This window comes from Arthrobacter sp. A5 (genome assembly GCF_051131705.1).
Classification (GTDB): domain Bacteria; phylum Actinomycetota; class Actinomycetes; order Actinomycetales; family Micrococcaceae; genus Arthrobacter_M.
In genome coordinates this window covers 308,291-332,393 of record NZ_CP180316.1, presented here as the reverse complement: position 1 = coordinate 332,393, position 24,103 = coordinate 308,291, and the positions used below count along the sequence as shown (strand labels likewise).

General features: G+C 63.7%; 26 protein-coding genes and 3 tRNA genes. 7 read left to right on the top strand and 22 right to left on the bottom strand.

The window, feature by feature from the left end:
* Window positions 1-52: 52 nt before the first annotated feature.
* The 3 genes from ACLLJI_RS01615 to ACLLJI_RS01605 all read right to left on the bottom strand — a co-directional run bounded on the left by ACLLJI_RS01615 (window position 53) and on the right by ACLLJI_RS01605 (window position 2,733).
* Complete coding sequence (locus ACLLJI_RS01615) at window positions 53-469, bottom strand: SUKH-4 family immunity protein (protein WP_434617148.1); 417 nt, start codon at window positions 467-469, stop codon at window positions 53-55.
* A gap of 45 nt (window positions 470-514) precedes the next feature.
* Window positions 515-1,345 (bottom strand): carbon-nitrogen hydrolase family protein, encoded by an 831-nt coding sequence (locus tag ACLLJI_RS01610; RefSeq protein WP_434617144.1) that lies wholly within the window; start codon window positions 1,343-1,345, stop codon window positions 515-517.
* 98 nt (window positions 1,346-1,443) lie between these two features.
* Entirely contained in the window at window positions 1,444-2,733 is a 1,290-nt protein-coding gene (locus ACLLJI_RS01605; RefSeq protein ID WP_283558752.1) for an adenylosuccinate synthase, read from the bottom strand.
* A gap of 558 nt (window positions 2,734-3,291) precedes the next feature.
* Between ACLLJI_RS01605 and ACLLJI_RS01600 the strand changes: the two genes are divergently transcribed.
* A complete protein-coding gene (locus ACLLJI_RS01600; RefSeq protein ID WP_434617140.1) occupies window positions 3,292-4,527 on the top strand; it encodes an IS110 family transposase in 1,236 nt (411 codons plus the stop codon).
* Window positions 4,528-4,590: 63 nt separating this feature from the next.
* Here ACLLJI_RS01600 and ACLLJI_RS01595 read toward each other — a convergent pair whose 3' ends face one another.
* The 4 genes from ACLLJI_RS01595 to ACLLJI_RS01580 all read right to left on the bottom strand — a co-directional run bounded on the left by ACLLJI_RS01595 (window position 4,591) and on the right by ACLLJI_RS01580 (window position 8,998).
* Window positions 4,591-5,019 (bottom strand): DUF3151 domain-containing protein, encoded by a 429-nt coding sequence (locus tag ACLLJI_RS01595; RefSeq protein WP_283558753.1) that lies wholly within the window; start codon window positions 5,017-5,019, stop codon window positions 4,591-4,593.
* On the bottom strand, window positions 5,019-6,038 hold the full coding sequence (fbaA, locus tag ACLLJI_RS01590) for a class II fructose-bisphosphate aldolase (RefSeq protein ID WP_434617137.1): 1,020 nt from the start codon (window positions 6,036-6,038) through the stop codon (window positions 5,019-5,021). The genes ACLLJI_RS01595 and fbaA overlap by 1 nt, the downstream gene beginning before the upstream one ends.
* A 198-nt stretch (window positions 6,039-6,236) precedes the next feature.
* A complete protein-coding gene (locus tag ACLLJI_RS01585) occupies window positions 6,237-8,240 on the bottom strand; it encodes a S53 family peptidase (protein WP_434617133.1) in 2,004 nt (667 codons plus the stop codon).
* A 182-nt stretch (window positions 8,241-8,422) separates the two neighbouring features.
* Entirely contained in the window at window positions 8,423-8,998 is a 576-nt protein-coding gene (locus ACLLJI_RS01580) for a TrmH family RNA methyltransferase (RefSeq protein ID WP_434621066.1), read from the bottom strand.
* Window positions 8,999-9,338: 340 nt separating this feature from the next.
* Here ACLLJI_RS01580 and ACLLJI_RS01575 point away from each other — a divergent pair, with 340 nt between their 5' ends.
* Window positions 9,339-10,079: an HAD-IIA family hydrolase gene (locus ACLLJI_RS01575; RefSeq protein ID WP_434621063.1), complete on the top strand. Its 741-nt coding sequence runs from the start codon at window positions 9,339-9,341 to the stop codon at window positions 10,077-10,079.
* Window positions 10,080-10,199: 120 nt separating this feature from the next.
* On the opposite strand, the gene pyrE is transcribed toward ACLLJI_RS01575, so the two are convergent.
* Window positions 10,200-10,772, bottom strand: coding sequence for an orotate phosphoribosyltransferase (gene pyrE, locus ACLLJI_RS01570; RefSeq protein WP_434617130.1), 573 nt, complete (start codon window positions 10,770-10,772; stop codon window positions 10,200-10,202).
* Window positions 10,773-10,808: 36 nt separating this feature from the next.
* Here pyrE and nadE point away from each other — a divergent pair, with 36 nt between their 5' ends.
* From nadE to ACLLJI_RS01555, 3 genes are read left to right on the top strand one after another with little or no spacing between them, the layout of a single operon-like run.
* Window positions 10,809-11,630, top strand: coding sequence for an ammonia-dependent NAD(+) synthetase (nadE, locus tag ACLLJI_RS01565; protein WP_434617127.1), 822 nt, complete (start codon window positions 10,809-10,811; stop codon window positions 11,628-11,630).
* 40 nt (window positions 11,631-11,670) lie between these two features.
* Window positions 11,671-12,474, top strand: coding sequence for an exodeoxyribonuclease III (locus tag ACLLJI_RS01560; protein WP_434621060.1), 804 nt, complete (start codon window positions 11,671-11,673; stop codon window positions 12,472-12,474).
* A 3-nt stretch (window positions 12,475-12,477) separates the two neighbouring features.
* Complete coding sequence (locus ACLLJI_RS01555) at window positions 12,478-13,320, top strand: hypothetical protein (RefSeq protein WP_434617124.1); 843 nt, start codon at window positions 12,478-12,480, stop codon at window positions 13,318-13,320.
* Between the two features lie 95 nt (window positions 13,321-13,415).
* Here the strand turns inward: ACLLJI_RS01555 and ACLLJI_RS01550 are convergent, their stop codons facing one another.
* The 5 genes from ACLLJI_RS01550 to ACLLJI_RS01530 all read right to left on the bottom strand — a co-directional run bounded on the left by ACLLJI_RS01550 (window position 13,416) and on the right by ACLLJI_RS01530 (window position 18,087).
* A complete protein-coding gene (locus ACLLJI_RS01550) occupies window positions 13,416-14,429 on the bottom strand; it encodes a LacI family DNA-binding transcriptional regulator (RefSeq protein ID WP_283558759.1) in 1,014 nt (337 codons plus the stop codon).
* Window positions 14,430-14,544: 115 nt separating this feature from the next.
* A complete protein-coding gene (locus tag ACLLJI_RS01545) occupies window positions 14,545-14,784 on the bottom strand; it encodes a hypothetical protein (RefSeq protein ID WP_434617121.1) in 240 nt (79 codons plus the stop codon).
* Window positions 14,784-15,674, bottom strand: a complete 891-nt coding sequence (locus ACLLJI_RS01540) for a carbohydrate ABC transporter permease (protein WP_434617118.1) — start codon at window positions 15,672-15,674, stop codon at window positions 14,784-14,786. Before ACLLJI_RS01540 ends, ACLLJI_RS01545 begins: the two co-directional genes overlap by 1 nt.
* Window positions 15,671-16,708 carry a carbohydrate ABC transporter permease gene (locus ACLLJI_RS01535; protein WP_434617115.1) on the bottom strand — a complete coding sequence of 346 codons (1,038 nt, stop codon included), beginning with the start codon at window positions 16,706-16,708 and terminating at the stop codon, window positions 15,671-15,673. Before ACLLJI_RS01535 ends, ACLLJI_RS01540 begins: the two co-directional genes overlap by 4 nt.
* 98 nt (window positions 16,709-16,806) lie before the next feature.
* Window positions 16,807-18,087: an ABC transporter substrate-binding protein gene (locus ACLLJI_RS01530; protein WP_283558763.1), complete on the bottom strand. Its 1,281-nt coding sequence runs from the start codon at window positions 18,085-18,087 to the stop codon at window positions 16,807-16,809.
* A gap of 159 nt (window positions 18,088-18,246) precedes the next feature.
* Here ACLLJI_RS01530 and ACLLJI_RS01525 point away from each other — a divergent pair, with 159 nt between their 5' ends.
* A complete protein-coding gene (locus tag ACLLJI_RS01525; RefSeq protein WP_434617112.1) occupies window positions 18,247-20,064 on the top strand; it encodes a glycoside hydrolase family 13 protein in 1,818 nt (605 codons plus the stop codon).
* A 101-nt stretch (window positions 20,065-20,165) separates the two neighbouring features.
* On the opposite strand, the gene ACLLJI_RS01520 is transcribed toward ACLLJI_RS01525, so the two are convergent.
* From ACLLJI_RS01520 to ACLLJI_RS01480, 9 genes are all read right to left on the bottom strand, one after another.
* A complete protein-coding gene (locus ACLLJI_RS01520) occupies window positions 20,166-20,420 on the bottom strand; it encodes a hypothetical protein (RefSeq protein WP_434617110.1) in 255 nt (84 codons plus the stop codon).
* 69 nt (window positions 20,421-20,489) lie between these two features.
* Window positions 20,490-21,110 carry a hypothetical protein gene (locus ACLLJI_RS01515; protein ID WP_434617107.1) on the bottom strand — a complete coding sequence of 207 codons (621 nt, stop codon included), beginning with the start codon at window positions 21,108-21,110 and terminating at the stop codon, window positions 20,490-20,492.
* Window positions 21,107-21,682 (bottom strand): DUF6286 domain-containing protein, encoded by a 576-nt coding sequence (locus ACLLJI_RS01510; RefSeq protein WP_283558767.1) that lies wholly within the window; start codon window positions 21,680-21,682, stop codon window positions 21,107-21,109. The genes ACLLJI_RS01515 and ACLLJI_RS01510 overlap by 4 nt, the downstream gene beginning before the upstream one ends.
* Window positions 21,679-22,050 (bottom strand): hypothetical protein, encoded by a 372-nt coding sequence (locus ACLLJI_RS01505; RefSeq protein WP_434621057.1) that lies wholly within the window; start codon window positions 22,048-22,050, stop codon window positions 21,679-21,681. The genes ACLLJI_RS01510 and ACLLJI_RS01505 overlap by 4 nt, the downstream gene beginning before the upstream one ends.
* 5 nt (window positions 22,051-22,055) lie before the next feature.
* Window positions 22,056-22,247, bottom strand: coding sequence for a DUF2273 domain-containing protein (locus tag ACLLJI_RS01500; RefSeq protein WP_434617104.1), 192 nt, complete (start codon window positions 22,245-22,247; stop codon window positions 22,056-22,058).
* Entirely contained in the window at window positions 22,244-22,795 is a 552-nt protein-coding gene (locus tag ACLLJI_RS01495) for an Asp23/Gls24 family envelope stress response protein (protein WP_434617101.1), read from the bottom strand. Before ACLLJI_RS01495 ends, ACLLJI_RS01500 begins: the two co-directional genes overlap by 4 nt.
* A gap of 292 nt (window positions 22,796-23,087) precedes the next feature.
* Window positions 23,088-23,160: transfer RNA gene (locus tag ACLLJI_RS01490), tRNA-Phe, on the bottom strand.
* Window positions 23,161-23,219: 59 nt separating this feature from the next.
* Window positions 23,220-23,293: transfer RNA gene (locus ACLLJI_RS01485), tRNA-Asp, on the bottom strand.
* A 76-nt stretch (window positions 23,294-23,369) separates the two neighbouring features.
* A tRNA-Glu gene (locus tag ACLLJI_RS01480) sits at window positions 23,370-23,442 on the bottom strand.
* A gap of 120 nt (window positions 23,443-23,562) precedes the next feature.
* Here ACLLJI_RS01480 and ACLLJI_RS01475 point away from each other — a divergent pair.
* Window positions 23,563-23,970, top strand: coding sequence for a metallopeptidase family protein (locus ACLLJI_RS01475; RefSeq protein ID WP_434617098.1), 408 nt, complete (start codon window positions 23,563-23,565; stop codon window positions 23,968-23,970).
* Window positions 23,971-24,103 lie beyond the last annotated feature (133 nt).

Below are 24,103 nucleotides of genomic sequence, written 5' to 3'. Positions count from 1 at the left end.
TCACCGCCTGACCAACTCACCGCCTAACACTGTGCAGGTCACGCGCCGCTGATCAGCTGCTGTTGCTGAGTTCCTCCGCATACAGCGACCAGAACTCATTGGGCCGGGCCGCCGCGGGATCAACTTTTTTCAGCCGGGTCTCAAAATCGACCGCCACCCGGGCGAAATCGGCGTCGTCGTCTTCCGGGCCAACCGAATCCCTGTCAATGGCGCCCCACAGGGTGGCAATTTCCACCAACTGGGCCAGCGAGGAAGCCATCAGACTTTCATCGTCCTCACAGACGCAGTAGACCGCCCCGGTGCTGCGGTCCACGGCCACAAACTGGAAATCCCCGTCATTGAAGACGACGGCGCGGCCGGATTCGTCATTGTTGAAGGGAGGTTCGAGCCACTCGCCGTCGAGCGGAATGTCCTCCAGGCCAATGGGTACCAGCGGCGCCAGACCCTCCGCAATCTGATTATCGTCCATCGAATCCTCCCATCTTCCTGAGACTAGCCACCGGCCACGGGCCCGTCAATGGTCCACGCCTCCGGGAGCCGTAATGTTGGGAACAACCTCGTAGCTGCTCGTCAACCGGCGGTTCGCCAGCACCGGCAGGAACTCCCGGACCTCGTCGATGCGCTTCCGGGTGACCGCTGCGGTGGCGATCCCTTCCTCCTCGTCCTTGAGGAAATCCTGCGGGACGCCCATCGGATCCACTATGACCGAATGGCCGATGCAGTGCCCGCTGGAGGTTCCGGCGGCGGCCACCCAGCAGGTATTCTCGATAGCGCGGGCCCTGAGCAGAGTCTGCCAATGATCGATCTTGTGTTCGCCCTTGAACCAGGCGGCCGCCACACAGATCAGATCGGCCCCCTGCACCGCTAGGGCGCGCGCCATTTCCGGAAAACGCAGGTCGTAACAGGTCATGATCCCTATCCGCAGGCCGCCGATCGGCACGACCTTCAGGCCGCCGTCGCCCGGTTTGATCCGCTGCGATTCCTGATAGGAGAAGGCATCGTAGAGGTGCAGCTTCCGGTAGGTCTCAAGGATTCTGCCGTCGTCGTCGATGGCGATCAGGGTGTTGAACGGGCGCTGCTCACCGCTGGACTCATAACCGCCTGCAATGACGGCGATGCCCACCTGGCTGGCGATCAGCGACAGACCCTGCACAAACGACGTCCACTGGGCGTCCACGGCGGCGGCGAAGTCCACCTCCACCCGGCCTACCGAAAACATGGACTCCTCCGGGAACACGATCAGCGCCGAACCCCCATCCCGGGCACTCGCCGCGAGCCGGCGCATGACAACGAGATTCCCATCGACGTCCCCGCCCGGATTGAACTGCCCTACGCTGACCTTCATCGTCACTCCTGCGCTGGATTCTGTCTTCCCAGCCTAGCCGCTGCCGGGCCGCCCGTTAAGAGCGCACGCGTGGGGGCCCGTGCCGTTTCGGCTGGCGGTCAGCTGCCGATGAGGTCGTGGATCACGATCGTCTGATCCCGGTCGGGGCCCACCCCGATCGCGGAGATCCGGGTGCCGGACATGGACTCCAGCGCCCGCACGTAGCGCTGCGCGTTCTCCGGGAGATCCGCCATGGTCCGGGCGCCGGTGATGTCCTCGGTCCAGCCGTCGAAGTACGCAAAGATGGGCTTGGCGTGATGGAAATCGGTCTGCGTCATGGGCACCTCGTCAAAGCGTTCGCCGTCGATGTCGTAGGCCACGCAGACCGGAATCTGCGCTATCCCGGTCAGTACATCGAGTTTGGTGACGAAGTAGTCGGTGAAGCCGTTCACCCGCGAGGCGTACCGGGCCAGCACAGCGTCGTACCAGCCGCAGCGGCGCGGACGTCCGGTGTTGACACCAAATTCCCCGCCGGTCTTCTGCAGGTATTCACCCATTTCGTCGAACAACTCCGTGGGGAACGGACCCGCACCGACGCGCGTCGTGTATGCCTTGATGATGCCCACGGCGCGGTTGATCCGCGTCGGCCCGATGCCGGACCCCACCGAGGCGCCGCCGGCTGTCGGGTTGGAGGAGGTCACGAACGGGTATGTGCCGTGGTCCACGTCAAGGAACGTGGCCTGGCCACCTTCCATCAGGACCACCTTGCCGTCGTCGAGCGCCTTGTTGAGCACGTATTCGGAGTCAATGACCAGCGGCAGCAAGCGCTCGGCGAAGCCGAGGAAATACGCCACGGTCTCATCGATGCTGATCGCGCGCCGGTTATAGACCTTGACCAGCAGTTCGTTCTTCTGCTGCAGCGATCCTTCGACCTTCTGCCGCAGGATCGACTCGTCGAACACATCCTGGACGCGGATTCCGAGCCGGGCCACCTTGTCCATGTAGGCGGGTCCGATGCCGCGGCCGGTGGTGCCGATGGCGCGCTTACCCAGGAAACGCTCGGTGACCTTATCCAGCACCTGATGATACGGGGCCACCAGGTGAGCATTGGCGGAGACGCGGAGCTGGGAGGTATCGGCGCCGCGGGCCTGCAGCCCCTCGATTTCGGCAAAGAGCGCCTCAAGGTTCACCACGCAGCCGTTGCCGATGATCGGCACGGCGTTAGGGCTCAGAATGCCGGCTGGAAGGAGCTTGAGTTCGTACTTCTCACCGCCGACGACGACGGTATGGCCGGCGTTGTTGCCGCCGTTCGGCTTGACCACGTAGTCAACGCGGCCGCCAAGCAGATCGGTTGCCTTGCCTTTGCCTTCGTCGCCCCACTGGGCTCCAACGATTACGATTGCGGGCATGGGATACTCCCCCATCAGTTGGACGTCCGGCCGCGGGCCCTGCTGGGCAACCGGCCGTGCGCCACGCATCAGAATGCCCCACACACGCACCCATACCAACGGCCGGCGGAATCCACCGGCCGTTTCGGGTCACAGAGTTCGGGGCTCTTACCCGCCAAGTTTAGCCGACTTCCACTCCCGGCGCGGCCGAGACGGCACGGCCGAGACGGCGTGGCCGAGACGGCACGGCCGAGACGGCGGCTTATACGACTGTGCAGCAGATGTCCTTTTCAGCGGTGTGGTGACGCTGTCGCGCCGTGGGGGTTGAAAATATGGCCGTGGCTGGCTTCCGCCCTGTCGTTGGGGTGATGGTGGGCGAATAATTGTTTTTGTCTGTTGCGGTTGACGCCGGTTCTTCTTGGTGCCGAGTTGGAGCCTGTTTTTCAGCGTGGCGTGGAGGGCTTCCACGGGAACCGTGGATTGTTGCTTCGAGCACGAGTGCTAGATTCCTGATTTTCTCCCTGTCCTCCCCGTGGCAGACACTCATATGTACCCCAGAGTTGAAGAAGGGTTACGGGAATGGATATTGTGCATGAGCGCTCCGTTGGGATGGATATTTCCAAACGTGACGCGAAGGTTTGTCTCAGGGTTCCAGGTAAAGTCAGGGGCCAGTTCACCTCGACAGTGACGACGTGGGGTGCCACCACGAATCAGATTCTGGCCTTGCGCACGTTTCTGGAGGAACAGAACGTCACGGTTGTGGTGATGGAATCAACCAGCGATTACTGGAAGCCGTTCTATTATCTCCTTGAGGGGAGTCTGCCGTTGATGCTGGTCAACGCCAAACACGCGAAGAATTTACCCGGCCGCAAGACCGACGTTTCCGACGCCGCCTGGCTGGCTCAGCTCGGAGCGCACGGCTTGCTGCGCGCCTCGTTCGTTCCCCCCGAGCCCATCCGGGAGTTGCGGGACCTAACCCGTGCTCGGGCTGTCACCGTTCAGGACAGGACGCGGGAACTGCACCGGCTGGAGAAGTTCCTCGAGAGCACGGGCATTAAACTCTCCGGCGTTGTCAGTGAGTTGACCGGTGTCTCATCCAAGGCGATGTTGGAGGCGCTAATTATGGGAGAGCGGGACCCGCAGGTACTGGCACAGTTCGCCCGCGCGAGTATGAGGTCAAAGATTCCCGAGCTCACCGAGGCGCTCACCGGGATGTTCGGCGACCATCACGCGTTCATGGTTCGTATTCATCTGGACCGCATCGATCAGCTTGACCAGACCATCAAGGACTTCACCAAGCGCGTCGAGACGATGATCGAGCCCTTTCGCGCAGCGCGGGAAGCGCTGATAACCATCCCGGGAGTCTCGAGCTTGGTCGCCGACGTGATCATCGCCGAGACCGGCGCCGACATGAGTGTCTTCCCCACCTCAGCGCATCTGGCGTCCTGGGCTGGTGTCTGTCCAGGCTCCAATGAGTCCGCGGGCCGGATCAAGTCGACCAAGATCATGCCCGGCAACAAGTACCTGAAAGCTGCTCTGGGTATCGCCGCGATGTCTGCTTCCCGAAGCAAAAATACCTACCTCAGCGTCAAGTACAGGCGAATTGCCGGCCGGCGCGGCCGGGTCAAAGCGATCGTCGCAATCGAGCACGTCATCCTCACCGCTACCTGGCATATGCTCGCCAATGGCGAGATTTACCAGGATCCCGGAGCCGACTACTACCTCAAACGCGATCCCGAACAAGCCAAGAGCAGAGCTATCCGCCAGCTCAAAACTCTCGGTTACGAGGTCAGCATCACACCAGCAGCTGCCTAACTCACCTCTATTTTCGTACTAGAACTGAGTAGGACACCTGCTGCACGGTCGATGCTGCCCGCGCTATGCCGAGCGGCCCTCGATGGCGGCCGCGGCCAGCGGATCGGATTCGTTGAGGAACGTAGAGATCCGAGCCGCTTCCTCGGTCTCGCTGATCGCCCCCGCCGCGCGGCCGAGCGCATAGAGCGCCCGCAGGAAGCCGCGATTCCCCTCGTGCTCGAAGGGGACGGGACCGGTTCCTCGCCAGCCGCTGCGGCGCAGCGCATCCAGCCCGCGATGGTACCCGGTCCGTGCGTAGGCGTAGGACTCGATGATCCGGCCCTCTGCGTAGGCCTCGTCCGCCAGCATTGCCCACAGCAGTGACGATGTCGGGTGCGTGGCTGCCAGATCCACGGCCTCGTCTCCTGCCGCCAACCGGACTTCAATGTCGGGTTCGCCCGGCAATAGCGTCGGCTCCGGGCCCAGCAGGTTCCGGCGGAATTCGTCGGACATTAGGACGTCTTACCGGCGGAGCCGAGTTCCTGGGCAGCGAGGACAACGCGGGCCGCCAGGCCCTTTTCGGCAGCCGCTCCCCAGACCCGGGGATCGTATGTCTTCTTGTTGCCCACTTCGCCGTCCACCTTGAGCACGCCGTCGTAGTTCTTGAACATGTGGTCGGCCACGGGGCGCGTGTAGGCGTACTGGGTGTCGGTGTCGATGTTCATTTTAATGACGCCGTAGGAAACGGCGTCCTTAATCTCCTGCTGGCTGGAGCCGGAACCGCCGTGGAAGACCAGGTCAAACGGGTTGCCCTTGCCCAGCTTGGCGCCGACCTGCTCCTGGATATCCTTGAGGATTTCCGGGCGCAGCTTGACGCCGCCGGGCTTGTACACGCCGTGCACGTTTCCGAAGGTCAGGGCGGTGATGTAGCGGCCATGCTCCCCGGCGCCGAGGGCCTCGACGGTGGCCAGGCCGTCGGACACGGTGGAGTAGAGCTTGTCATTGATGGCGTTCTCCACGCCGTCTTCCTCCCCGCCCACGGCGCCGATCTCCACCTCGAGGATCATGTGCGCGGCGGAGGTGCGGGCCAGCAGCTCACGGCCGATGCGCAGGTTCTCCTCCAGCGTCTCGGCGGAACCGTCCCACATGTGGGAGTTGAAGATCGGGTCCTTGCCTGCCTTCACCGCGGCCTCCGAAGCAGCCAGCAGGGGCAGCACAAATCCGTCCAGTTTGTCCTGGGGGCAGTGGTCGGTGTGCAGCGCCACGTTGACGGGGTAATTTTTTGCCACCTCGCGGGCGAAGGCGGCGAAACCGAGGGATCCGGCCACCATGTCCTTCACGGAGGCGCCGGACCAGTATGCCGCCCCTCCGGTGGAGACCTGGATGATGCCGTCGCTGCCGGCATCGGCGAAACCCTGCAGGGCAGCGTTCAAAGTCTGCGACGACGTGACATTGACCGCGGGGTAGGCGAAACCGCCGGCCTTGGCGCGGTCAATCATTTCGACGTATTTGTCCGGGGTTGCAATGGGCATGCTGACTCCTTCTGAAGGACCGTGAATGGGCGTGCACCGCCGTGCCGCTCTGGCGTTGGCTACGTCTATCCTAGCCAGATCCCGGCTGCCCGTGCAGAAGGTGGCCAACAGGACGACGGCGGCGGACACCCCGCGCGGCAGGGCACCATGCCTGCCGCGCAGCACCTGCGTGCCACCGCCGATTGACGACCCTATCTGTTAACCGCCCTGGCGGGCGAGCAGCGTGGCCAGGTTCAGCGACACGCTCCCCACCCCCGTTACATCGTCATATCCCGCCGTCGTAGTTAGTGAAGTGTCTGTGTCTGTGCTGATGAGATAGCTGAGCCCGGTGGACGGACGGGTGAATGCGATTGCCTGGCGCGGGGTCTGCGGCTGGACGTCGTGGAAGAGGAATGACGCGTAGCGGGCCAGCAGGTAAACCGTCGGATTGGCGAAGCCCACCGTGCTGTGCGTGAGCTGCTGGGCTATGGCCATCTGCGCGGCCGTCACCGGTGAGGCCAACGATGTGCCCCCTACCGTGACGTTCTCGTACGGCCCGGTAGCCAAAGTCGTGTCATCAATGATCGGCCGGAGCCCCGTCTGGTATCCCGTATAGGGGTCCGCGACTGCGGCAACGTCGGGAGAGACACGATGGCCATTGGCCAGCGCATCCGGAACGGCGCCACGCTGGTAGGCGGGTTGATCAAACACCGCGCTCCCTCCGCCGCCGGCACCGAACCGGAAAGTTCCCGGCAACGGTCCCGCGTAGCTGAGGTTGCCCGCGCTGTCCTTAACGATGCCCTGCAGGGAAGATCCCCAGCCTGCTTCGAAGAGGTAGTTCCCATTCTGCCCGACTGCCAGACTGGTGCCGCCGACGGCGGTGACCCAGGGCGAGCTGGCGGGGAAGTCCGGCGATGTGTAGCCCAGCTTGGCGCGCTCATCGCCATTGTCGCCGGAGGAGAAGTACAGTCCGATGCCCTCCGCAGCGGCCTGGATGTGCTCGTTCACCTCCCCGGCCAGCACGTCGGCGGATACGTCCTCGCCCACATTGCCGTAGCTGTTGCTGACGATGTTTGCGAGACCGCCGTCAAGAATCGTGGCCATGGCCACGTCCAGCCCGGCGTTGCAGTTCGTGCCGCCCACATAAAGGACTTTCGCGCCGGGCGCGAGCCCGTGGACGGCTTCGACGTCCAGGGTCTGTTCCGTCTGCCAGCCGCTCGGTTCCTGGCAGATCGCCTGGTCCGTGAACTCGGAGGGCGCGGGAACGATCTGCTCGTAGGTGCTACCGTCCAGCACCGGCAGCCCGGCTGCCGATGAGAAGGTATTGACGTCCTCCACAATGGTCGGTGACGCGTAGGCGTCGATGATGGCGACGGTTTGTCCACGGCCGTCGATTCCGGCCTTTGCGTAGTCCGCGACGCCGTAGGCGCTTTGGAGCTGGGCTGGCTTGTAGCCGCAAATGTATGTCCCGTATCTCGTATTGCCGGCATAGGCCGGCGGTACGGTCACGGTGTTCTGGTCCCAGTAGTTTGAGCATGGCGTCGCCAGCACGGGTGCCGCCGCGGCGAACCGGTTCGCGGACGGTTCGTCCTGCTTCACCAGATCGGGGCGCGTCAGCAACCGGCTCTGGTCGATGCTGATCCCTTGGACTTTAGCTGCCAGCGCTGCCGGAAGCGACGGCGGCGCGGCAGGCGCCAGGAGCGAGGCACCACCGTGGCTGTACAGGTGCAGTTCGGTTCCGAATGCCGAGCCCATCCGGCCGGCGGGACCGCGGAAGACCACGAACTGCCGGCTCGCCGGAACGTCCGTGATGGTCATGCCCTTGGCCTTCAAATGCGCGACGACGGCGTCAACGTCGGCCTGAGTGGGCGAAAAACGCTGAATCCACTGCTGCGGGCTGAGCGGCTGCTTGTAGCTGCCGGAACCGGGCGTTGAAACAGCGGTTGCCGTGGCGATGGCGGCATCCACGTTACGCAGGCTCAAGAAGACTTCACCTTCCACGGATGTGTCCCCGGCGGTGCCTAGATCGTTCGCAGCGGTGGCCCAACCGGGAACGGAACCGGGAAAGGCCTGGTTCGAGGGGGTCGGGGCAGCCATGGCTGCCGTGGCAGTGAGGCCCACCACGCAGGCTATGCAGCTGCCGAGGGCGATTAACTTGGTGATCCTGTTATTTGGGTGTGTCGAGTTGGGGTGTGTCGAGTTGAGGTGTGTCGAGCTTCTCATGAGGAGCCTCCGACTAAGCGGGCACCCTTTGCGCCCACACAACCGAGAGCCTAAACCCGCCTGGTGGCTCCGTACAGACCACCGCCGCAAGATTATCCTGTTTTTTCAGCCAGCCGGCCGATTCCCGATGTGCATCCAGACGTGCATCCAGGGGATACCTCCCGAAGCCAGTGCGCCGCCGGCTACACCTGCTGGGCAAAAATGTGCCGTCGGACCCAGGCATGCATGGCGATAGCGGCGGCGGCGGAGGCATTGATGGACCGGGTTGAGCCGAACTGCGCGATGGACAGCGTTGCCTCGGCCATGGCATGGACCTCGTCGGTCAGCCCCGGGCCTTCCTGACCGAGGACCAGGACGCAGTCCCGGGGCAGGTCATAGGTTTCCAGCGGAACCGAATCGGGGAAGTTGTCGATGCCGATCACGGCCAGCCCCTCCGACCTGGCCCACAGCACGAAGCCCGCAACGGACGGATGGTGGCGCACATGCTGATAGCGGTCCGTCACCATCGCTCCGCGCCGGTTCCACCGCCGTCGGCCGATGATGTGCACTTCCTTGGCCAGAAACGCATTGGCGCACCGCACGACTGAGCCGATATTGAGATCGTGCTGCCAGTTCTCGATGGCGACATGGAAGTTATGCCGCTTGGCATCAAGATCGGCCACAATCGCCGCATGATTCCAATAGCGGTACTCGTCAACCACGTTGCGCGTGTCACCGTTGGCCAGCAGCTCGGGGTCCCAGTGGTCCCCCGCCGGCATGGCGCCCTTCCATGGACCCACACCCACTGCCTGCTGTTGCGGGTCCACGCCGGCCGTGCCGGCGTCGTCGGACTGGGGTTCGGACACGGTATGCACTCATCAAGAGTACCGGCGGCGCGGATGTGAGGAAGACCTCACCCGGCGGGAAGCCAAATCTGGAAGACTTATCCACGGGCCTTTGTGTCCCCGCGACTGGGATCAGGCCAAACTGGGATCCGGCCGATTTGGAATCAGACCATACTGGGATCAGCGAAAACAGCGATCAATCAACACGGGAGGCGCTGAAGTGGGAAACCTCGAACCGCGCAGGACAAAGGATATCGAGTGCTGGCTGACGGATATGGACGGCGTTCTGGTCCATGAAAACCAGGCCGTGCCCGGCGCCGTCGAACTGCTGCAGCGCTGGGTGGATACGTCAAAACGATTTTTGGTCCTGACCAACAACTCCATTTACACCCCGCGGGATCTTTCCGCCCGGCTCAGGGCTTCCGGGCTTGAGATACCCGAGGAAAACCTCTGGACCTCGGCGCTGGCCACCGCCCAGTTCCTCAAGGCGCAGATGCCGCATGGGAAGGCCTTCGTCATCGGCGAGGCCGGGCTGACCACAGCCTTGCACGAGGCGGGATTCATTCTCACGGACCAGAACCCGGATTACGTGGTGCTCGGCGAAACGCGCACCTACTCCTTCGAAGCGATCACCAAGGCCATCCGGCTGATCGGGGACGGCGCCAGGTTCATTGCGACCAATCCGGACGCCACCGGCCCCTCCAAGGAAGGCCCGCTTCCCGCCACTGGTGCCATCGCGGCACTGATCAGCAAAGCCACCAACAGGGAACCATACATTGTCGGCAAGCCGAATCCGATGATGTTCCGCTCGGCTATGAACCGCATTGAAGCCCACTCGGAGACGACTGCGATGATCGGTGACCGGATGGACACGGACATCATCGCGGGTATGGAGGCGGGGCTGCATACCGTCCTGGTGCTGACGGGGATCACCGGGCCGGACGATGTGAACGCCTACCCGTTCCGGCCGGACGAGATCCTGAATTCGGTGGCGGATCTGATTCCACATATTTAGCGGCTTCCGCGACGGGTTCTGCGCAAAATGACGGCGCTTCCCTCGAATGACGGGCGGTGACCCTTGTCATTTTGGGGGAATGGTGTCATTAGTGACCTGCGGAAATCGGGCGCGGCCTAGTCAGAGACCCAGATCGGTCTTACTGAAGGCAAAGAGGTACGGGACACCGGCCTCGGATTCGATGCGTTCCTTGGCGCCCGTGTCACGGTCGACGATGACGGCCACCGCCGCCACCTCCGCCCCGGCGCGCCGCAGCGCGTCCACCGCGGTCAGTGCGGAGCCTCCCGTCGTCGAGGTGTCCTCCAGCGCCACCACTCGGCGTCCACTGACCTCGGGGCCTTCGACTTGGCGGCCCATGCCGTAGGACTTCTGCGCCTTCCGGACCACGAAAGCATCTATCGGCCGGCCCACCTCCGCGGCCGCGTGCATCACGGCGGTCGCCACCGGGTCAGCCCCCATCGTCAGTCCGCCGACGGAGGCTATCCCACTGATCCCCGCATCGTCCAGCAGAGTCAGTATGACCTGCCCCACCAACCGGGACGCTTCATGGTGCAGGGTGATACGGCGCAGGTCAATGTAGTAATCCGCCTCGGCGCCGCTGGAGAGAATCACCCTACCGTTGACCACGGCCAGCTCCTTGACAAGTTCAAGCAGGCGGGAGCGGGCAGCGGCGGGATCCAGGGGCGCGGTCATGGATTCCATCTTATAAGGCGCAGTAGGCTTGCATCCATGCGCGAACTTCAGGCGAGAATTATTGACGAAATGGGCGTCAGCCCGGGAATTGACCCCGCCGCCGAGACCCGCCGGCGGGTGGACTTCCTCAAGGAATATCTGCGGGCAACGCACACCAACGGCTTTGTGCTGGGCATCAGCGGCGGGTTGGACTCCACGCTGGCCGGGCGTTTGGCCCAATTGGCAGCGGAGGAGCTGGAGGCCGCGGGGACCGAGGCCCGTTTCATTCCGGTCCGCCTTCCCTATGGCGTGCAGGCGGATGAGGCCGATGCCCAGGCCGCATTGGCTTTTATCCGGCCCGAGGCGACCTGGACCTACAACGTGGCGACAGCGGTCCATGGGTTTCAGGACGAGTACATCAACACCACCGGGGAAACTATCGGCGACTTCAACAAGGGCAACATTAAGGCCCGGGCCAGAATGGTGGCGCAGTATGCGCTGGCAGGCGCGCACAACCTGCTGGTGATCGGTACAGACCATGCGGCCGAGTCCGTTACCGGTTTTTTCACGAAGTTCGGCGACGGCGGTGCGGATGTGCTGCCCTTGTCCGGCTTGAACAAGCGGCAGAATCGGTTGCTGTTGCGCGAGTTGGGTGCTCCCGAACGGCTGTACCGGAAGGTGCCGACGGCGGATCTGCTCGATGGGGTTCCGGGGCGCACCGATGAGGACGAGCTGGGGCTCAGCTACGACCTGATCGACGACTACCTAGAGGGCAAAGACGTCGACACAGCCGCTGCGGAGGCGATCGAGAAACGCTATCTGGCCACCAGACACAAGCGGACCGTCCCGGTTTCCCTGCTGGACACGTGGTGGAAGTGATGAGTTGGGTAGGTTGGATGTTGTGAACTCTGCCAAGCCTATGAAAATTGCCACCTGGAACGTCAACTCGCTGCGCGCCCGTGCGGACCGCGTGGAGGATTGGCTGCGCCGTACGGATGTAGACGTCCTGGCAATTCAGGAAACCAAATGCAAGGACGAGAATTTTCCCTGGGACATGTTCGAAAACAGTGGCTACGAGATCGCGCACTTCGGGTTCAGCCAGTGGAACGGCGTGGCCATCGCCTCACGGGTAGGGCTTGACGACGTTGAGCGGACGTTCGCGGCGCAGCCGGCCTTCGGCAAGGAGGACAAAGACCCGATCCAGGAGGCCCGCGCCATCGCGGCGACCTGCAACGGGGTCCGGGTCTGGAGCGTGTATGTACCCAACGGCCGCAGCCTTACGGATCCGCATATGCCCTACAAACTGTCGTGGCTCAATGCCCTCAAGGACCATGCCGTCTCCTCTCTGACCGCGGACCCTGCGGCCCGGATCGCCCTGATGGGGGACTGGAACATCGCCCCGCACGATGATGATGTGTGGGACATCGACTATTTTCAGCGCGAAGGCCTTACCCATGTCAGTCCTCCGGAACGCGCCGCTTTCCATGCCTTCGAAATGGCTGGCTTTGCCGACGTCGTGCGTCCTTTCAATCCCGGCCCCGGGGTCTACACCTACTGGGACTACACCCAGCTGCGCTTCCCCAAGAAGCAGGGTATGCGGATTGACTTTGTGCTCGCCTCCCCCGCGTTGGCCGCCCGGGTCACCGGCGCGGCGATTGACAGGGAGGAACGCAAGGGCAAGGGTGCCTCGGACCATGCCCCGGTCATTGTCGAGCTGGGATAACCCATGCGCAGCGGGCTTTACCTAGGCGGAACGTCCCTCCCCTTCGTGTCCAGCCTGCGGATATTTTCCCCGATGAAGTCGTTCACCACCTTGGAGCAGCGCTACATCGAGGAACATCTGCTGCCGGACCAGAGCCGGTCGTCCGTGGATGTACAGGAACTCGCGGATTCTCTGGGCCGCGTCACTCGGGGGAACGGTGATCCGCTGCCCACCGCAGCCGCGGACAGGATCCGCACCCTGCAGCTGGTGGAGGACGGACCGCTGCTCTACTCCCCCGGCCAGATGGTGATCCGCTCCTCCGAGGCGGTCTCCGAGTTTCACCGCGGGCACACAGCTCAGCTGGCCAACCTGCTGGTACCGGAGCGGTTCTGGGAGCCGCACCAGCGCCGCACCGAAGAATCCCCGGGGCACCAAGGCCCGCATTTCACCAGGATTTCCACCTGGGGCATTCCGTTCAGCTGGTTCGTTCTGGTGACCGAGGCCGACCGCACCGAGGTCGTTGAATCCGGCGGACACATTCTGACCGTGAGGATCCAGGTCCCCCTGAGCATCGGGATCAAGCGCGCCGAGGCCTGCATCGCCATGCTGGAGGAAACCGCGGCGGAGCTGGATCTGTACGATGAGCTGGACTCGGTTAATCATTGGCTCAACGATTTCCATGCGGAATCGGTGCTGGAGCTGGACTACGGCCCTGTGGCGGACCGGGTCTATCCGGATGATTCACCGATGGACGTCCGGCTTGGGCTGGAATGCCTGGCCGAGGGCGACCTGACCGGCGCGGCCGCGGCCTACCGCAGACTGGCGACGCGTTGGATTCCGATCCGTCAGCGCGCCCGCGCCTCCTGACGACGGCTGATCCGGCACCGACCCCAGGTACCCGGCACGGCCCGGGCCGGCTTGGGCGGCTCCGCACGGCCCGGGCCACGCCGTCCCGGGAGCGCTCAGCGCCGTGGTGCCGCCGTCGTACTTCTAACGATCAGCCGGTGCGGGACCACGCGGTCGCGGATGGCCCCTGGCATTCCCGCCAGCTCGGCCATGAGCATCTGCGCCGCCATTGCTCCGTGTTCCGTCGGGTCCTGCCGGATGGTGGTCAGCCCGGCGGCCTCAGAAAATTCGTGGTCATCGATGCCGACGATGGACAAGTCCTCGGGGACCCGCAGCCCGCGCCGGTGAGCCTCAAACATCAGCCCCAGCGCCATTTCATCCGAGGCGCAGAAGACGGCCGTGGGCATCGGTGAGGGGCCGTCAAAAAGCCTGGCCGCCGCACGCACACCATTGAGAACCGTGTAGTCCCCCTCCACATCCCACTCCGGCCGCGGCTGCACGCCGGACTTGCGGAGCGCGGCTTCGAATCCATCTGTCCTCAGCCTGGGGACGGTGAAGTTCATTTCGTCCTCGGACCCTCCGTGCAGGTGGCCGATGTCCCGATGACCCAGATCGAGGAGATGCTGCGTCGCTGCTTCCGCTGCCATCCCGTCGTCGATCCGCACGCTGCTGCAGCCTGCGACGGGGCCGCCGACGGCCACGAGCGGAATCTCGGTGCGGTGCAGGTGTGCCAGCTCGTCCGCGGAGAGCGACAGGCACAGCACCACCAGTGCATCAATCTGTTTGCGGACCAGGTTGTGGTTGAACAGCCCTTCCCGGTTCCTGGCATAGCCACCGAGACTGAACAGCAGGAGATTGTATGAATGTTCCCTGAGTTCCCGTTCCACGCCCTCGATGGAGCGTCCGAAATACCAGCGGTCTGCAAACGGGGCCAGCACACCGATGGTTCGGGTCCGCCCCGTGGCAAGGGTGCTGGCCGACGGGGAGGCAACATAGCCCAGGTCTTCGGCGACGGCCAAAATCCTGGCCCGGGTGGCGGGGCTGACTCTGGGCAGGCCCCGGATGGCGCGGGAGACCGTGGCCGTCGATACCTGCGCGGCCGCGGCAACGTCATCAATGCTTGCAGGCATGCTGTCCTCCCCTCGCAGCTCGCAGCCCCCGCAGCTCGCAGCCCCGAATTCCGGTTCAATATCGTTGGTTCAGGCGGACCGGGGGTCGGGTCACCGGCAACCCCGGCCCGCCACCCTAGATATGGCGTCTTGCGCGCCGATCAGGCAGCCGGCGCCGGAGCCTGAGCAACCCCCAAAACGCCAGTACAACCGCCAGCAGACCCGTGGCCCAGCCTAGGGCCGGCTGGCCCGTGAATTCCATCCACACCGTGATGGCCAGCAGCACAAGTCCCCAGAATCCGAGGAAACCGAGGATCATGTCAAAGTCCTCGGCCGAGCGCTCCCTTTTGGCCTCCGGCGAGGGACGGAACGCCACTATTTCACCGCCCCCGCCGTCAAACCGGCCACGATCTTACGCTGGAAGATCAGCACCATAATGACCAGTGGGATAACCACGATGGTTCCCGCCGCCATAATTGCCGTGTAGGGCTCCTGGTGCGGCTGGCTGCCGGCAAAGGACGCAATGGCAACGGTGACTGTCTGGGTCTGGTCGTTGGACATCTGACTGGCGATCAGGAATTCGTTCCACGATGAAATGAATGCCAGGATTGCCGTGGTGAAGACGGCCGGTGCTGCCAGCGGCATGATGACCTTGCGGAAGGCCTGACCCTGCGTGCAGCCGTCGATCCGGGCCGATTCCTCCAGCTCCCAAGGCATCTCCCGGAAGAAGGACGTCAATGTGTAGACCGTCAGGGGCAGGACGAAGGAGATGTTCGGAATGATCAACGCCTGGTAGCTGCCGATCCAGCCGATGTTGGTGAACAGCTGGAACAACGGAGTCACGATCGCGACACCGGGGAACATCGACGCCCCGAGGATGAAGCCGAGTACCAGAAACTTGAACCGGAAGTTCAGCCGAGCCAAGGCGTAGGCCGCGAAGACCCCGAAGAGCAGGCCAATCACGGTCACGACGAGACCGATGAACAGGCTGTTGAGGAGTGCCTGGCCGAAATGATTTCCAAGGCTCGTGGAGAACGCCGTGACGAAGTTGTCCCAGGTGAAATGGGTGATCCATGGCGTCGTATCGAACGTGTAGCCGACATCCCGAAAGGCTGTCACCACCATCCAATAGAAGGGCAGCAGGCACCAGATGAAGATCAGCACGGCGCTGATGTAGGTCCGACTGCTTGCCCAGCGTGCGCGGTTACGGGCGGCGGTTTTGGGTGCCGTCGTGAGAACCGCGGGTTTCACGGTTGCGCTGCTCATTTCGTCTTCCCCTTTTCGGACGGCGTGGAGGAGGCGACGGCGTTGGCACCGAGGAACCGCACGAAGATGAATGCCACTATGAAGATGATGATGAAGGTGATCGTGGAGAGGGCGGCCGCGCTATTGAAGCCTTGCCTGATCTGGTTCACCACGAGAACGGAGAGCGTGGTAGTGCCATTGGCCCCACCGGTCATGATGGCCGGAAGGTCGTACATGCGCAGGGCATCCAGTGCACGGAACAACACGGCGACCATCAGGGCGGGCTTGACCAGCGGCAGAGTGATTTGAGTGAAACGCTGCCAGGCACTGGCGCCGTCGACCTTGGCTGCCTCATAGACCTCCACCGGGATGATCTGCAGGCCGGCCAGGATCAGCAGGGCCATGAACGGCGTCGTCTTCCAGACATCGGCAATGATGATGGCAAACCGTGCCGGGCCGTTGCTTCCGGTCCACAGGATGGACGTTCCGAAAATTTTGTTGGCAATACCTTCGAAGGCGAAGATAAAGACCCAGAGTTTGGCCGTGACCGCGGTGGGTATGGCCCATGGAACCAGGACGGCGGCACGCAGCGCACTGCGGCCCCGGAAGGCGCGGGCCATGATGACCGCCATCCAGAAGCCCAGGACCGTTTCCAGCACCACGGTGACCACCGCGAAGAAGAAGGTGGTTCCGGTGGCGCTCCAGAACTGGGATCCAAGGGTTCCGGGCGCACACGCCACCGTGCCGCCGCCGGAGGTGTTGCACTGCTGCGCCAGCCAGTGAACGTAATTTGCCACGCCGGCAAAGCCGCCGGCCACGTAAAAGCCGGTGGCCGGATCCAGCCCGGAGTCGTGCTGAAATGACATGATGATGGCATTGATTACCGGATAAACGATCACGACGGCCAGCACCACCATGGCAGGCACAATGAGGGTTGCGGCCCAGCGGCCCTGGGTGGTCGCCTTTCGGTCTGCGCTCTCCCCCCTCGGCAGTGGACGTCGCTGTTTGGGGCTCGCTGCCGTTTCAACCGGAAGCTCGGTTGCATCGGTAGACATGTCCCCTCCTTTCAGCCCGGGCGCAATGCCACGGCTCGTTAATTAGGGTCCGGTCGGTACGGCACCGTTTCTGGTGCCGTACCAGCCGGCGTTGTCCGCTATTGGGCAGCGGACGAAATGGCGCCGCCCATATCCGTCAGGGCCTGGTCCACAGACTTGTCCCCCTTGATAGCGGCATAGGCGTTGTCCTGGATAGCCTTAGTGACAGCCGGGTAGAACGGGGTCACTGGGCGCGGAACCGCATTCTCGATCGACGTCTTCAAAACCGGCAGATACGGCAGCTTGGCAATCAGTGCCGGGTCATCATACAGCGAGGTCAGCACCGGCGCAAGCGTTGCCTGGGTGGCGAAAAAGGTCTGCTGCTCCGCTGACGTCACGTACTTGACGAAGTCCAGGGCGGTAGCCTTGTGCTTGGAGTACACGCTGACGGCCATGTTGTGTCCACCCAGCGAAGATGCGCCAGGGCCGTCTTTGCCTGGAAGCGGCGCGATGGCGAAGGTGTCCTTGACGGCGGATGCGCCATCTGTCTTGAGCAGGCTGTAGATGTACGGCCAGTTTCGCAGGAACAGCAGCTGTCCGGATTCGAAGGCAGTCCTGCTGTCTTCTTCCTTGAACGTGATGGCTTCTTTGGGGATGTTCCCGTCTTTGTAGGCGGTCACCAGGTTCTGCAGGCCTGCCTTTGCCTCCGGGGTGCCCAGGCTGGGCTTACCGTCCTTGCCGAGAATGGTGCCGCCGGCGGAATTGATCGCCTCGGCCGCATTGACGGTCAACCCTTCATACTTGGCAAACTGCCCGGCGTAGCAGCCGATGTTGTTCGCCTTGGCGACGGAACACATGCTCATCATCTCGTCCCAGGTCTTGGGCGGATTGGGAACAAGGTCCTTGCGGTAGTACAGCATGCCGCCATCGCTGGCCTGAGGGGCCGCATACAATGTGTCCTGGTAGGTGGCGCTCTTGACCGTGGCCGGCAACATCTTCGAGGTGTCGATGGCCATCTGGTCCTTCAGGGGCTGCAGCCAGCCCTTGGCGGCGAACTCCGCCGTCCAGATGACATCGACGCTGGCCACGTCATAGTTAACGTTCTTGGCCTGGAAATTCTGAACCAGATCATCGTGCTGTTGATCAGCACTCGTGGTCTGCTCCTTGAACGTGACCTGCTCGTTTGCATGTGCCGCATTCCACTTATCAATCAGGGGGCGCCAGACATTGTTGTTGTCTTTGCCCTGGACGTAGGTGATGGGGCCCCGGTCCGTCAGGTTGTTCGCCGCATCACCGCCTCCGGGTGCCGTCGATGTACCTCCGCCACCGCCGCAGGCCGCCAGCGCCAACGCCAGCACGCTCAATGCCGCCAGGGGTGCAAGTCTTTTTGAATTTCTCATCCTGCGCTCTCCTCTTCAACAAAATACGAGTTGATATGCACGACACCGGAGTAAAGCCCGGAGCGTGTGATTGAGTGATGCAAGTCACTCTAGTAAGCTGTCTGAGGATTGTGCAAGCGCTTACATCAAATCGTGACTTTTGCCTTGGGAGGGCCAAAAATGAAATCAGCGGCGCGAGGACCCGTCGAATCCGCCGGGGACACCTCGCTGCCATGGTGGACAAGCGCGGTCATATACCAAATTTATCCGCGGTCCTTCGCGGACGGCAACGGCGACGGCATGGGGGATCTCCCCGGGATCAGCTCCCGGTTGCCGTACCTCTCGGCCCTGGGCATCGACGCGATTTGGCTCTCCCCGTTCTACCTTTCCCCGCAGGCCGATGCCGGATATGACGTAGCGGACTACCGCACCGTGGATCCGCGCTTTGGCCAGCTCACGGATTTTGACGCCATGTTGGCCCAGGCGCACGGGCTCGGCATCAGGGTGATCGTGGATCTGGTGCCGAACCACACCTCCGATGAGCATGTGTGGTTCCAGCAGGCGTTAACCTCACCGGAGGGCTCCGCCGCGCGCGACCGGTACCTGTTCCGTCCTGGCAAGGGCGCTCACGGCAAAAGGCCGCCCAACAACTGGCAGTCGATCTTCGGCGGCAACGCCTGGACCCAGGTGGCGGAAAACGGTGCCCCTGGCCAGTGGTATCTGCACCTGTTTGATACGAAACAGCCGGACCTGAACTGGGACAACCCCGAGGTACGTGAGGAAATGCGGTCCGTGCTGCGCTTTTGGCTCGACCGCGGCGTCGACGGATTCCGCGTCGACGTGGCGCACGGGCTGGTCAAGGAGAAGGGGCTGCCGGACTGGTCCGGGCAGGCCGCCATGGTGGAAGGCAGCGAGGCGTCGCCCCAAGCCCCGCACACCGCCAGCCCGGAGGCACTGAACACGGTCATCGAGCCCCCGGCCGGCGTGCCGGCCCATCAGCCCAAACCGGCGATGGATCCGCCGTCGCCATTTCTTGATCAGGACGGTGTGCACGAAATTTACCGGGACTGGAACCTGGTATTAAAGGAGTACGACGGCGACCGCATGATGGTTGCCGAAGCCTGGGTTGAGCCGCCCGCACGGCTGGCCAGGTATGTCCGTGCGGACGAGATGCAGCAGGCCTTCAATTTCGACTTCCTGCTGGCTGGCTGGGATGCCCGGCGGATGGCCAAGGCCATCGACGAGTCGCTCGACGCCGCCGCCGGCGTCGGCGCACCGGCCACGTGGGTGCTCTCCAACCACGACACCGTCCGCCATCCGTCCCGGTTCGGGCTCGGCGATCCCACCACCTTCCCCAAGGGGATCGGCGCCGACGACGAACAGCCGGACGAGGAACTCGGCCTGCAGCGGGGCCGCGCGGCGACCCTGATCATGCTGGGCCTCCCGGGGTCGGCGTATCTTTATCAGGGTGAAGAACTGGGGCTGCCCGAGCACACAACGCTGGAAGCACAGCACCGCCAAGACCCGACGTTTTTCCGTACCGGCGGGGTGGAACGGGGGCGTGACGGCTGCCGGGCCCCGCTTCCCTGGCAGTCGGCAGCCCCGGGCTTCGGTTTCGGAACCGGCGCAGGTGTGGACGGCGGCCACCCCGTCCCGGTGCAGAAACCCTGGCTTCCGCAACCGGCTTCCTTCGCGGACTACGCGGTGGACCGGGAGGAGAGCGATCCGGATTCCACCCTCACGTTCTACCGGACCGCCTTGGCCCTGCGCGCCCGACTGAACACCGGTCATGGCCTGCTGATCTGGAGCCCGCTGAACAAGCCAGGCGACGGAATCCTTGCCTACCGTAACGGGGCTCTGCTGGTGCTGGCCAACTTCGGCGGCGCGCCGATCGCGCTGCCCGACGGTTACGCCGTCGAACTTGCCAGCACTCCGACAGCCGCTGACCGCGGATCACTTGCCGCCAACAGCTCAGCATGGCTGGTGCAACAGACCTGAGCAGCACGCAAGGACGCAGCCCCCGGGGCGGGCCACGTTCCTTTGCTGCGGTATCGCCTTGGCCTGCCAGCGCAGTGGTTCGGGGACCCGGTGCGGTGTTGCTACTTCTTGCCCTTCAGGAACCCCGCGATTCTGGACCGGAGATCCTTGAGATTTCCGGCGGCCTCGCCGGCAAAAATCTTTGCGTTTCCGGCCACGTCGCCAGAGAAGAACTCCCTGGTCTTCTCCGTGACATCCCCGGCCAAATCCTTGATGTTTCCGGCGGCCTCGCCGATAAATTCCTTGGCGTGCGCGGCCGCATCAGCGGCGTCGTCCTTGGCCGGTTCCACCGGACTTTCTTCCTTGTTGTCGCTCATCTGGCGCTCCCTGCTATTGACCTTCTTGTTCCGTGCCCGGCGGCGCCGGACGCGGTCTTGTCCATCAGACTAACCGACGCGCTCGGCCTTGGTGAATCTGGTCCGGGCGCCCGATCCGATGCTGAGCAGCACCGGCGTCCGTAGGCCCGTCACCACATCCAGTGCCTGCACCAGCGCCGAGACTTCGGCGGCCAACTTGTGCGGGGAAACGCCCTGCCGCGGGAGGACGCGAACCCGCAGCGCGGGCTGTCCCCGCAGCGCATATGTGGCCACGGTCGCTGCGAGCAGATCGGTCCGTTCGGACAGTGCGGACTTGAGCGCCTGTTCGGCGACGGCGCCGCTGATCACCACTCGGCCGGCAGCGCCGTCGTCGTCCTCGTCGCCGTATTCGTCAGCCAGAATATCGGTTCGACCCTTGCCTTGATTAGCGACCCAGGCCACCATGGCGATGATCAGCAGGACCAAGGCCAGTGAAACCACTATCCAGATCCAACTGTTGCTGCGCCCCGGAAGGATGGTTCGGGCGGCCAGCCCAGCGAATTCAGCCGTGGCCGGTTTGGCCCTGTCCTGCCACCAGCGGCCGACGGCGGGCACGGTGGCCAGTGCGATCAGCAGCGCCCCCGAGCCCAAGAAAAGCAGTCCGAGGAGCGCCAGCAGCACCCGGTTGAGCGCGCGTGGAGTCCCGTTCATACTCCGATCACCCCCGTCGCCGCCAGGTTGATCCGTACTTCCGGCTGCGGTTCGAGGGCCATGGATTCCACTTCCTGCTGCACCGCGGTCAGCACCGACGTCTCATCTATCGGGATACCGGAGGTGGGCCGGACATTGACCAGCACGGTCCGCCGGGAAATGACCACCAGCACCTGTTCCTGCGTCACGCCCGCGGCCAGGCGGGCGCTCCGTGCCAGCGCCGATGCGATGACCTCATCGTCCGCGACCACGGCTATCCGGTCATCGGCGATCACGTGCCTGGCCCGCTTCCCGGGCAATACGGCATTGAGGAAAAAAATCAGACCAATCAATGCGGCCACGGCCCCCAGTACCCCCAGCAGTGGCGTCGGCATCCCCGCTGGAAGATCGGCGAGGCGCTGCACAGCTGTCAGCGGATCCGCCAGCCAGGGTGGCTGGTCGAGGGCGCGGAGGGCAGATTCCAACAGGCAGTACACGGCAATAATGGTCACGGTCACGGCGGCCACCCCGGACAGGATCGCGCGGGAAGAGTGCATTTCACGCCGCACCGCGCGCGCTATCGATTTACTCATCGGACGCGTCCTCCCGCCGTCGCACGGACCCCGGTAATCCTGATGTTCACACGGCTCAGCGCGGAGCCGGTCAGCCCGGACACCCGGTCAAGGATTGCGCGCTTCGCCCGCGCCGTCCGGTCCCAGACGGCGCCGCCTTGGGCCTCGACGCGGCCGGGGTCGCGCAGGACGGCGGTCAGCGGCGGAATGCTGATGGGAAGGGCGAGGGACAGCGCCAACAACCCGCCGTCGTCGGCCCAGCTGACGCGGACATCCGGAGGCAGCACGCCGAAGGCCTCCGCGGCGGCCCCCTTAGCCACGCTGGTCAACGCCTGCGTGCTGATCCGGTTGTGGCCTGCCAGTGGCCGGGCTTCCTCCTGCCGGGCCATCCCCGTCACGACGAGGAACGCCGTCCCGTGATGGCATCCAGGACGCCGCGCAGATCCAGCTTGCCTTCAGTTGCACGGCCCAGAATTGCCCCGACCGCCATAAAGATCACGGCGGTCAAAAACGCCCAGAAACCGAAGGCAAATGCCATGAACGCCAAAAAGGCGCCGATTCCGATGCCTAAAACGGTCGGGTTCACGGTTGCCCCTCGATTCCGGTGCGGGCAGTGTCCTCGCCCGGACTCCGATGACCGAGGTCCGGAACGAACGGGTGGCTGGCGTGCACGCCCGCACGCTCGCTGCGCCGCGGGGCCGCCCTGTCCGATTCGGCGCCGGAAATGTGGACGTCATTGATTTCCACGTTGACCTCAATCACGGTGAGCCCGACTAAACCCTCCACCGCGGCGTAGACCGCGGCCCGGACACCGTCTGCCACCAGTTGGAGAGGCATCCCGTATTCAGCGATCAGATTGACGTCCACGGCAACCTGGGTTTCCCCCACCTCCGCGCGCACACCCTGGGCAAGATCCGAGACTCCGACGACGTCCCGGATGGCCCCCAGCGAGCGCGCAGCCCCGGAGCCAAGGGCATGGACGCCGTGCACGGATCGTGCCGCTATGGCAGCCACCTTGGCGACAGCTGTTTCCGAAATAGAGGTGCGGCCGGTTCCCTGTGGCCGGCTGACCGGGGGCGCCCCCGCCGCGGATCCGGGAAAGTCGTTTTGCCCGTCCACATTCTGCGCGTCCATCACGGCCGCCCTTTCTCTTGCTCCTACCGTAACCCTATGCACGGACACGGAAGCAGGCAACGCCGGAATTGCTGCCGCGCCGCGGGCCGCAGGGAATCGGCAGGGAATCCGCATGCCTGGCTCCGCCGTCGTCGGCGCCAAACCGGAGGGAAAGGGAATCTGTATACCCAGGCTCCGCCGTCGTTGGCGCCAAACCGGAGGCTTAAGCAAAAAAACCCGCAGCTCCCGGCCAACGGGAACTACGGGTCATTCAGCGCCCTATTTTAAGGCGCTGCTCGAGCTTGTCGATACGTGGCTCCGACCGGCGTCGATCCGGTGACCTTTCGATTTTCAGTCGAACGCTCTACCAACTGAGCTACAGAGCCTTGGTGAAGTTATACTGCATACGTCACCTGGTTTCTTGAACCTGCTCAAAAAACCAAAGCGACCCTGACGGGACTCGAACCCGCGACCTCCGCCGTGACAGGGCGGCGCGCTAACCAACTGCGCTACAGGGCCTTGCAATTCCACGCTTTCACGTGAAACAAGAGTTACATCGTATCAGTCTTTTCGGACCGATCCTGCCGCTCTCTAGTACCCCCAACGGGATTCGAACCCGTGCCGCCGCCGTGAAAGGGCGGTGTCCTAGGCCGCTAGACGATGGGGGCATAGGACACGTTCAAAGCTCCCGCAGTCGCCTGCAATTGCCCCGAAGTGGACTTAGAAAACTATAGGGCCTAGCCGGGTAATACACAAAACGACGGCAGTACCGGGGGTACTGTGGTGCCATGTCGGGCAACCCCTTAGCGTCCATGCCGTCATTCGGCCGTCTTGAACTCTCGCTGACCGAATTTGAGGATGCCGCCGCGGACGCCGTGGCACGGATCCCTGCCGAGCTGGCACGGGCCATAACGAACGTTGCCATCTTCGTCGAGGAACGCTACACCCCGGGCCCGGATGAGGATCCGGACATGGTGCTGCTGGGTCTTTACGAGGGAACGCCACTGACCGAACGGGATGCCTGGTGGGACGCGGGGTCGCTGCCGGACCGGATCGCCATTTACCGCCAGCCGATTCTGGACATCTGCCATTCACGGGAAGAAGTCATCGACGAGATCACTGTGACCGTGATTCATGAAATAGCCCATCATTTCGGCATCGACGACGCCCGGCTGCATGAACTCGGCTGGGCCTGATCGGGCGATGTGCGGGACATTGACGCCGGGTCTGACCCGGCGCCAGGTTTGCGTTCCCTAAGCCCCCGGATCTGCGGGTGGTCAGACGTCGGGCCCGCGCGCCCCGGCCCGGGACCGGCGGCCCGGAGCGGCG